This is a genomic window from Natrinema gari JCM 14663 (genome assembly GCF_000337175.1).
Taxonomy (GTDB): Archaea; Halobacteriota; Halobacteria; order Halobacteriales; family Natrialbaceae; genus Natrinema; species Natrinema gari.
On record NZ_AOIJ01000083.1, the window covers coordinates 1 to 9,283 of the forward strand.

The following is a 9,283-nucleotide window of genomic DNA, read 5'->3' on the forward strand; positions in this document are numbered from 1 at the left end:
CAGGCCGAGGATGAGCAGGCTTGCCAGCCCGATGATCGCGGCGTTGACGGCCGTCTGGGCGAGTAACCACTCGCCGCGGGTCAGCGGCGTCGTCGCGAGCTTCTCGAACCGGCTCCCCTCACGGTGGCGGGCCACCTCGCTGCCCATCCGCGACAGCGGGGTAAAGAGCACGACGACGGCGAGATAGCCCGGCACGTAGTAGGCCGCCGGCTCCGTGAACAGCCCGCCGCCGGTCGGGTCCGTCCGCACGAGCGCCCCGAAGATGACGATCAGGATCACGGGGAAGAAGAACGTAAAGAAGACCGCCGTCCGCCGGCGGACGAACGACCGCCAGCCGGCGCTGGTCTCCGCACCGACACGTCCCAGCCGGCTCATGCTGTCTCACCCGTCTGCGTGAGGTCGGACTCGTCGGCCACGCCATCCCCGGTCCCGCCGCCCTCGAGCCGATCCGTCCGCGCCCGCTCGGTCCCGTCGGCCAATTCGAGATAGACGTCCTCGAGATCGGGTTCGGCCCACGAAAGCTGCGTGTACTCGATCGCATGGCTCTCGAGATAGTCGACGACCGTCCCGATCGCGGCGGGATCGATATCGCGGACGACGACCGCGCTGTCGGGGTTTCGGCCCCGATCGCGCTCGGGGCGTTCGACCGGATACTCGAGGGCATCGAACGCGTCCGGATCGGCCGCCGTCTCGATCGTGAGCCGGCTCGAGCCGCCGTGGTCGCGGACCAGCCGCTCGGGCGGCCCCTGTGCGACGATCGAGCCGTCGGCGAGCAGGCCGACGCGGTCAGCCAGGCGCTCGGCCTCGGCCATGTCGTGGGTGGTCAGGACGACCGTCGTCCCGGCGTCGGCGAGGTCCTCGATCAGTCGCCAGACGGTGCGGCGGCCGGCGGGATCGATGCCGGTCGTCGGCTCGTCCAGAAAGAGCAGATCGGGGTCGTTGACCAGTGCGGACCCGACGCAGACCCGGCGCTGCTGGCCGCCGGAGAGGTTCTCGTACCAGGTATCGCCGGTATCGACGAGGCCGACATCGGCGAGCACGTCGTCGGGATCGCGCGGGTCGTCGTAGAGGCCGGCGTAGTACGCGAGCAGTTCCCGCGCGCTGAGTCTGTCGGGCGGCGAGAACGACTGTGGCAACACGCCGAGCCGGTCGCGATCGACCGTCGACGGTGACGCGCCGAGAACACGTGCTGTCCCGCCGTCCGGCTCGGTCGTCCCCGTCAGCGTGCGGACGAGCGTCGTCTTGCCGGCACCGTTCGGCCCGATCAGGGCGAAGACCTCTCCACCGCCGACCGACAGCGAGGCCCCGGACAGGGCGACCGTCTCGCCGTAGGCCTTCTCGAGGTCCGTCGCGTCGACTACGGCTTCCATACGAGTCGGTTCCGGCGCGGCGTGGGTAAGGGGTTCGGTTCGGTATTCACCGTGGGTCGTAGGTAGCTGCGCCACTGAAATTGGCGGCAGCACGTGCGACGGAACGACCGCGCCCGCTACCGTGGCAGCACGGAGCACCACGCCCTCCCCAACCGATTCGCTCGCTCCAGAGTCGCTCGCTCGTCCATTGGAACATGCGACACGTCTTCCACGCCTTCGCTCACCGCGTTCGCGAAGCCCTCGAACGATGTCGAACGGTCCCTCACTGCCGTTCGGCACAGTTCAATGCGCGCCACGCAGGTCGGATACTCGAGCCGCAGTAACCGGCGTCGAGGTCGCAGTCGGAACGCGGCCGCGCTCGCGTTCTTGCCCTCGCAGGTGCAACCGTTACCCGCCGGTTCGTGGTAGCGAGCCGGGAATGACGGCGCTCGGATACACGCTCTCGAGCGAGGAGCACGGGCCGACGGAACTAGTCGACATTGCCCGTCGCGCCGAGGCGGCCGGGTTCGACTTCCTCTCGATTTCGGACCACTTTCATCCGTGGGTCTCCGCCCAGGGAGAGTCACCGTTCGTCTGGTCGACGCTCGGCGGGATCGCGACGGTGACCGACGAGATCGAGGTCGGCGTCGGCGTCACCTGCCCGACGATCCGGATCCATCCGGTCAACGTCGCCCACGCGGTCGCCACCGTCGACGAGATGCTCGGCGATCGCTTTACGTTCGGCGTCGGTACCGGTGAGAACCTCAACGAACACGTTACCGGCGAGCGCTGGCCCGAACACGACGTACGCCTCGAGATGGTAGACGAGGCGATGGCCGTGATGCGCTCGCTGTGGACCGGCCAGACGACGAGTCACCACGGCGAACACTACACGGTCGAGAACGCGCGCCTCTATACCGTCCCCGACGAGCAGCCGACGACGATCGGGAGCGCGTTCGGCCCGCAGACGGCCCGGTGGGTCGCCGAGAACGCCGACGGGCTCTGGTGTTCCGGCCCGAAGTCGGAGCCGGTCGAGGCCTACGAGGACGCCGGCGGGGACGGGCCGAAATACACGCAACTCCACGGCTGTTACGCCGACAGCGAGGCGGACGCGATCGAAACGGTCCTTGAGCAGTGGCCCAACGGCTCGCTCCCGGGCGAACTCGGCCAGGAGCTGCCGACGCCGGCCCACTTCGAGCAGGCGGCTGGGATGGTCGAGAAAGAAGATATCGCCGAGGCTGGAACGACTACCGAACCCGACGCGGGGGCCCACATCGACAGCATCGAGCAGGCGATCGACGCCGGCTACGACCACGTCTACGTCCACCAGATCGGGGACGAACAGGAGCGGGCGATCGAGTTCTACGAGACGGAAGTGTTGCCATCGTTCGAGTGAGCCGGTCCCGGTGGCTTTGTTGGTGGCCGAACGAAGTGCACCGGAACTGCGACCGCCGACGAGTGTCGCAGCCGTTCGCGACGGTAACATTCAAGTATTAGATACGTTTCTGCGAAACAATGGTCGATGCGAACGACGATCCGATCGAACTCGTTCCAGCCAGATACGACGCGTGGCGCGAGTGCTTCGTCGCCGAACGCGACCGTGTGTCCGACGTGTTGACCGGCGCATCGCTCGAGACTACCGTAGCACGAATCGAACACGTCGGCTCGACCGCCGTCCCCAACCTCGCCGCGAAAGATATCGTCGACCTCGATATCGTCGTCGCTGACGGTGCTGTGAGCGACGTTTCGCGGGCGGTCGAGTTCGAACTCGGCGGCGATCGCATCGAGAACGGCGACCACTGGCAACCCGTATTTCGACGCGAGACCGGCCAGCGGTTCAACGACCACGTCTTCGCGACCTCGAGCGACGGCTGGAAAATCAGCGTCGTCACGCGTGATGTCCTTCGAGCGTCTCCCGCGCTCCGTACGGAGTACGAAACGCTGAAGCGCGATCTGGCAGACGACCATGACGACCTCGTCGCCTATTCCGAAGGCAAAACCGTGTTCATCGAGCGTCTCCTTGAGGTCGCGCGTACGGACAACGATCTGACGTTCGGGTTCCCGGTTCCGACAATCGAGTCGTAGCTCGATCGAATCACCCCTGACGGCTTTTTCGGCACTTCAACACGCGAACGCGACGAACCGGTTGACCGCCTCGTCGCTCCCCGCGACGATCAGCATGTCGTCCTCGCGGACGACGAACTCCGGGCCGAGGTCAGTCAGCAGGTCCCCGTTGCGCTCGACCGCGACGACGGTACACCCGGTTCGCGCTCGCAGATCCACGTCGCCGAGGCTTCGTCCGGCGATCCCCGGCGCGGTCGTTCGAACGAGTTCGAACTGGGTCTCCGGCGTGAGGATCTCCTCGCCCTCGATCAGAATGGAGCCGAGCATCCGTCCGGTCACCGTCGAGAGCGACAGGACGTACTCGGCCCCCGCACGGTAGAGCTTCGGAATGTTCTCGGTCTCGTTCGCTCGTGCGATGATTTCGACATCGGGGGCGACCTGCTTGAGGACCAGCGTCGCGTAGATCGTCGTCGAATCGTCGTCGAGGGTGAGAATGATCGCCCTGGAGTCGTCGACATCGGCGGCCTCGAGGATCGACTCGTCGGTGACGCTGCCGACGATGTCGACCCCCGGGTCGTCCGCGAGACCGACGATACAGGTCGAGACGCCGCCGGATGCGAGCGTTTCGACCGCAGTCCGGCCGACGACGCCGTAGCCGCCGACGACGACGCGGTCCGGGTTGTGCCACAGCGCCGACACCGTCCGCGATTTCAGCTCCGTGAGATCGTCGCGACGCCCCGCGACGAGCAGGATCGTATTGCCGTCGATCACGTTTTCGGAGCCGGGAACGGGGACGAACTCCCCGCTAAACCAGGCCCCGATGACGGTGATTCCCATCCGGTCTCGAATACCCGACTCGGGGATCGTCTGGCCGACGAGGTCGCTGTGTGCTTGAACGAGCAGTTCGGTCACCGCGAGGTCCTCGCTGAGCTCGATCGTGTCCCGGAGTTCGGCCGAGACGGTCGTCGTCGCTTTCGTCGCGAGGCTCTGCCCGAGGACGTGCCGCGGCCGGACGATCTCGTCGGCTCCGGCGTAGCGGTGGTAGCTCGCAACCTCGTCGTCCTCGACGACGCTGACGATCGTGAGGTCCGTCGAAAGTTCGCGTGCCGTCAGGATCACCACCGCGTTCGTCTCGTCGTCGATGTCGGTCACGAGCGCGCTGGCGTGTTGGGCGTTCGCCGCGTGTAGCGTCTCTTCCTGATCGAGTTCGCCGTGGATGGCGTTGGTGCCCTCGTTGTTGAGGTCGACGACGAGTTCGGCGTCGTCGTCGACGAAGACATAGGGGACGTTCGCCGCCTCGAGTTCACCAGCGAGAACGTCCGATCGCGGCGTGTACGAGCAGATAACGACGTGATCGGTGAGGTCGGTCGACTCCGGCGGCCGGTCCTCGAGGGCCTGCTGAAAGAGCGGGACGACGAGCAGCGGGAGGGCGAGAAAGACCAGCAGGACGCCCGTGAGGTTCATCACGATAACGATCAGGTTCATCGGCGTGCTCTGCCAGTCGTCGGCGTCGCCGCCGAAGCCGGCCGTCGTCAGCGTCTCGATGACGGTCCGGATCGCCTGGGCGTACGTCCTCGGCTCGCCCTCGAACGTGGCCATTCCCAGCCGATAGAGCCACGCGTAGACGAGAACGAGAACGAGAACGGCGACCAGTGAGAGGGCGATCCGCCGCCACCAGTGGTTCATTATCCGTACGTGACTATCGAGTGGTTTGTAGCTTCGGAAAGTCCGGGGGCGGTCCCGTCGCAGTCTCCGCTCCGTCGCCGAATCGCGTCGTCGTTCCGTGTCCGAGACCGGCCCGCAGCGGCCCTTTTATCATCTGTGGTATACGAACACGGAAACGGGGACAAAACCATCTTCACTGGCAGACGACGCGTACGAGCGTCCCGGAACTGCATGGCGCGAGAGCGGGAGGTTCAGTGAGGGCGGTGACGACTGACCGACGGCGCGTCGCTCGAGGGTGTGCGATGACCGCCGGGAAAATCAATGCACACTGCAGCGGGATGAAAGACCGGCCAAAGACGTGGCTGCGGTGATCGCCGCTTCCGAACTCGTTTTGCCCCTCGCCACTGAATCGGCGTCCATGGAGTACACGACGCTCGGGAACACGGGCACGACGGTATCGAAGCTCTGTTTCGGAACGTGGCGCTTCGGCAAGGAAAGCGACGGGACCGTCGAAACGGACCGCGAGGAGGCCTACGACCTGCTCGACGCCTGTTGGGAGCACGGCATCAACTTCATCGACACGGCGAACGTCTACGGCAATCCCAACGGGAAGAGCGAGCGCTGGATCGGCGAGTGGCTCGCGGACCGCGGCCATCACCGCGAGGACCTCGTCCTCGCCTCGAAAGTCTACTTCCCGTTCGACGGCCGCGGCGAGCCGGGACCGAACGACTCCGGGCTCGGCCGCAAGCACATCCGCGCCCAAATCGAAGGGACCTTGGAGCGACTGGGCACCGACTACCTCGATCTGTACTACATTCACCGCTGGGACGAGAACACGCCGATCGAGGAGACGATGCGGACGCTGACCGAACTCGTTCGCGAGGGGAAAGTCCACTATCTCGGGGCCTCGAGCATGGCCGCCTGGAAGCTCACAAAGGCGCTGTGGACCAGTGATATCGAGGGCCTCGAGCGGTTCGACGTGACCCAGCCGATGTTCAACGCGGCCGATACGGACGACGTGAGCGACTATCTCGAGGTCTGTGCGGATCAGGACATCGCGGTCTGTCCGTACTCGCCGCTGGCCGGCGGCTTCCTCACCGGGAAGTACGAACGAGCCGACGACGGCACCGTGATCGCGCCCGACGGCGCTCGCGGGAGTTTGACGGACCTGTTCGAGGACCGTTACACCAGCGACACCGCATGGGAGGTCCTCGAGGCCGTCGAGGGCGTCGCCGACGAAATCGACGCCACGCCGGCACAGGTGTCGCTGCGCTGGCTCATGGAACAGGACCGCTTTACCTGCGTCCCGATCGTCGGCGCGCGGACGCCCGACCAACTCGCGGAGAACGTCGGTGCGGTCGACCTCGAGCTGTCCGACGCGCAGTTCGCGCGGATCGACGCGGCCCGCGGACCGGACGACGACGGCTATCGCTGAGTTCGGGACTTATCCCTGCAGGGACGTTCCCACCCGGCCAGAACAACCAACATGGTTATTGTCACCCTTTCCCAAGGGTGCACGATGACACGAGATGGGGCTGTGTCCCGACGGCGGATGCTCAAACTAACAGGTATCGCAGCGTCGACGGCGTTTGTCGCCGGTTGCGGCGGTGGCGGGAACGGCGACGGTGGGAACGGCAACGGGGGGAACGGCGACAGCGATGGTGGTGTGGAAATCGAGGCCGAGACACGGATCGACCTCGACGGCCAGACGTCTGGGTGGATGGGTATCTCACCCGATTCGATTGCGGACGAAACGAACCCGACGCTCATTCTCACCGAGGGTGAAACTTACGAGATCGGCTGGTCGACCGGCGACGGCAACCAACACAACATCGCGATCTACGATGAAAACGACGAGGTCGTCGGCAATCTCGTGACCGAGCGGGTTACTGAGCCCGGCGACGAACAGTGGTTGGAGTTCGAGGCCAGTAGCGAGATGGTCACGTACATCTGCGAGGTCCACCCGACGTCGATGGTCGCCGATATCCAAGTCGAATAGCGTCGTTCACGTGGGCGGCACGGCCGACGAGTCGCACTCTCGAGTCGCGGACCGGCAGGCAATCGGTCGGGACGATCACGCACAGGCTGTCGATCCCGCCTCCCGCTCACGCCGCCCGGCGTCTTCACGCGCCAACACCGCACGACTGGCCCCAGAGACTCGCGAGCACTCGTGTCCCGTTACTGTCGCGCGCCGGCCGTCGGCTCGAGCCCGATCCGGTAGTCGGTCAGGTTCTCGTAGCCGTCCTCGGTGACGACGACCAGGTCCTCGATGCGGACGCCGCCGACCGCGGGGTCGTAGATCCCCGGTTCGATCGAGATCACGTGGCCGGGCTCGAGGTCGCCGCCGGACGGCGAGACGCTTGGCTCCTCGTGGATGTCCAGTCCGACACCGTGACCCGTGCTGTGGATGAAGCCGGTGTCGGTGTTTGGGTCGCTGCGCAGCGTCTCGTAGCCCGCGTCCTCGATCACGTCGCAGGCCGCGGCGTGAACGTCGGCCCCGGTCACGCCGGCCGCGACCGTCTCGAGGGCGGCCTCGTAGGCCTCGTGGGTGACATCGTAGCGCCGTCGAGCCTCCTCGCCGGGATCGCCACGGGCGAAGGTCCGGGTCATGTCGGCGAAGTAGCCGGTCTCCTTGTCCCGGGGGAAGATGTCGATCACGATCAACTCGTCGGCCGCGAGCGGGCCGCTGCCACGGTCGTGTGGGTCCGCGCCGTCGGCCCCACAGGCGACGATAGTCTCGTCTAACGCACAGCCGTGGCGGAGCAGGGTGATCTCGATCTCTTCCGTGACGCGTTCGCTGGTCAGGGGTTCGCCGTCGGAAACGAGTGTGCCGTCCTCGATATCGGCGGTGGCGATCAACTCCTCGGCCCGTGCCATCGCGGCCTCGTTTGCCCGCTGACTCGCCCGGATCTGCTCGACTTCCCATTCGGTTTTCGTCGCGCGGATGTCCGTCACGATGCCCGTGCGTTCGACCGTCACCGCGATCCCGTGCTCGCGAAGCCCGTCCGCGGTCCCCGTCGGGAAGGTTCGCGGGACCGCGAGCGCGTCGACATTGTGATCCTCGAGAAAGGCCGCGAGCGTACGGATCGTTCCCTCGTACTGGCCGTGTTCGGCCACCAGCCGCTGATAGTCGTAGGCGGCGCGTCGGCTGACCGAGTCCGCGTTGGCCTGGGCCGTCGCACGCCCGTATTCGAGTCCGGAAACGAGCAGGTGGACGCCGTCGGCCGTCACAAGCGTCTGATAGGGATCCGGGGCAGTAAAGCCCGAGACGTACCGCTGGCCGGCGTCCGAGGCATCGTCATCGATCAGGTAGCCGTCCAGCTTCTCGGCCGAGAGATACTCGCGCAGCGGGGCGAGATCGACATCGACGTTCATACTCGGCTATATGACAGCGGACCTCATAATCCCGCGGATCCCGACCGAGAGCGGGTCGGTTCGAACCCGCAAACTTATCACTAAACATGGTAATCACCCGCGTATGAACCGTCGCCGGATCCTGGCAACGGGAGCCGCGGTCGCATTCGCCGGCTGTGTGAGCTATCCGACCGACAGCGACGCTCCCCCCTCGAGTCAGGCTCTCCTCCGGGACGCGATCGAAACGCGCCGCCACATGACCGACCTCGCGGCCCGGCGGGTCATGACCGTCGAAACCGGTGGCGAAACAGTCGAGCGAACGGAACGGGTCGCGTTGCGGCCGCCCGCCAAGCAGCGACGCGAGGTCGTCGAATCGACCGATCCGGACACGCCGGTCGGCTCGGTCACCGTGACGAACCGGACGACGACGTGGGAGTACAACCCGACGACCGAAACGGTAGAGAAACAGTATCATCCGAACAAGACCGATACCGATCGCACGCGACTCGTCCTCGAAACCCTTCGCGACGACCACCACCTCAGTTACCGGGGGATGGAGACCGTCGACGGTCGCAAAGCACACGTCGTCGAGACGCAGCCGCCGGCCGAGGATGCCGGGCCGGCGATCGGCCTCGTCGTCGGTGATACGAAGTTCCTTGTCGGGCTTCGAGCGAAGAGCGATCCGGAGGCACTCTCCACGACCCGAACCGTCTGGATCGACGACGAGTACCGGTACCCGATCAAGGAGCGGAACACGACCAGGCATCCGTCTTCAGTTAAGCAAGAAACCGTGTAACTGCGGTGGCTTATCGGGACATCTTTCGGAAGGAATGAGGAAGTCCAGTCTGTGC

The 9,283-nt window shown here is 65.8% G+C and carries 8 protein-coding genes and 1 pseudogene; 5 read left to right on the forward strand and 4 right to left on the reverse strand.

Annotated elements, in window-relative coordinates:
• Both C486_RS17735 and C486_RS17740 read right to left on the reverse strand, forming a co-directional pair.
• Window positions 1-375: ABC transporter permease (locus C486_RS17735; protein ID WP_008458644.1), on the reverse strand; the 375-nt coding region annotated here is incomplete at its 3' end.
• On the reverse strand, window positions 372-1,370 hold the full coding sequence (locus tag C486_RS17740; RefSeq protein WP_008458646.1) for an ABC transporter ATP-binding protein: 999 nt from the start codon (window positions 1,368-1,370) through the stop codon (window positions 372-374). The genes C486_RS17740 and C486_RS17735, both read right to left, overlap by 4 nt.
• Window positions 1,371-1,788: 418 nt before the next feature.
• Between C486_RS17740 and C486_RS17745 the strand changes: the two genes are divergently transcribed.
• Together C486_RS17745 and C486_RS17750 are read left to right on the forward strand one after the other, a co-directional pair.
• Window positions 1,789-2,745 carry a TIGR03557 family F420-dependent LLM class oxidoreductase gene (locus tag C486_RS17745; RefSeq protein WP_008458648.1) on the forward strand — a complete coding sequence of 319 codons (957 nt, stop codon included), beginning with the start codon at window positions 1,789-1,791 and terminating at the stop codon, window positions 2,743-2,745.
• Between the two features lie 119 nt (window positions 2,746-2,864).
• A complete protein-coding gene (locus C486_RS17750; RefSeq protein ID WP_008458649.1) occupies window positions 2,865-3,434 on the forward strand; it encodes a GrpB family protein in 570 nt (189 codons plus the stop codon).
• A 36-nt stretch (window positions 3,435-3,470) separates the two neighbouring features.
• Here the strand turns inward: C486_RS17750 and C486_RS17755 are convergent, their stop codons facing one another.
• Window positions 3,471-5,099 (reverse strand): potassium channel family protein, encoded by a 1,629-nt coding sequence (locus C486_RS17755; protein ID WP_008458651.1) that lies wholly within the window; start codon window positions 5,097-5,099, stop codon window positions 3,471-3,473.
• Window positions 5,100-5,496: 397 nt separating this feature from the next.
• Here C486_RS17755 and C486_RS17760 point away from each other — a divergent pair, with 397 nt between their 5' ends.
• Together C486_RS17760 and C486_RS17765 are read left to right on the forward strand one after the other, a co-directional pair.
• Entirely contained in the window at window positions 5,497-6,513 is a 1,017-nt protein-coding gene (locus tag C486_RS17760) for an aldo/keto reductase (RefSeq protein ID WP_008458653.1), read from the forward strand.
• 84 nt (window positions 6,514-6,597) lie between these two features.
• Window positions 6,598-7,077 (forward strand): cupredoxin domain-containing protein, encoded by a 480-nt coding sequence (locus C486_RS17765; protein WP_228370991.1) that lies wholly within the window; start codon window positions 6,598-6,600, stop codon window positions 7,075-7,077.
• Between the two features lie 179 nt (window positions 7,078-7,256).
• On the opposite strand, the gene C486_RS17770 is transcribed toward C486_RS17765, so the two are convergent.
• A complete protein-coding gene (locus C486_RS17770; RefSeq protein ID WP_008458657.1) occupies window positions 7,257-8,453 on the reverse strand; it encodes a M24 family metallopeptidase in 1,197 nt (398 codons plus the stop codon).
• Between the two features lie 103 nt (window positions 8,454-8,556).
• Between C486_RS17770 and C486_RS17775 the strand changes: the two are divergent.
• Window positions 8,557-9,195, forward strand: a pseudogene (locus tag C486_RS17775) (LolA family protein); the annotation flags it as partial.
• Window positions 9,196-9,283 lie beyond the last annotated feature (88 nt).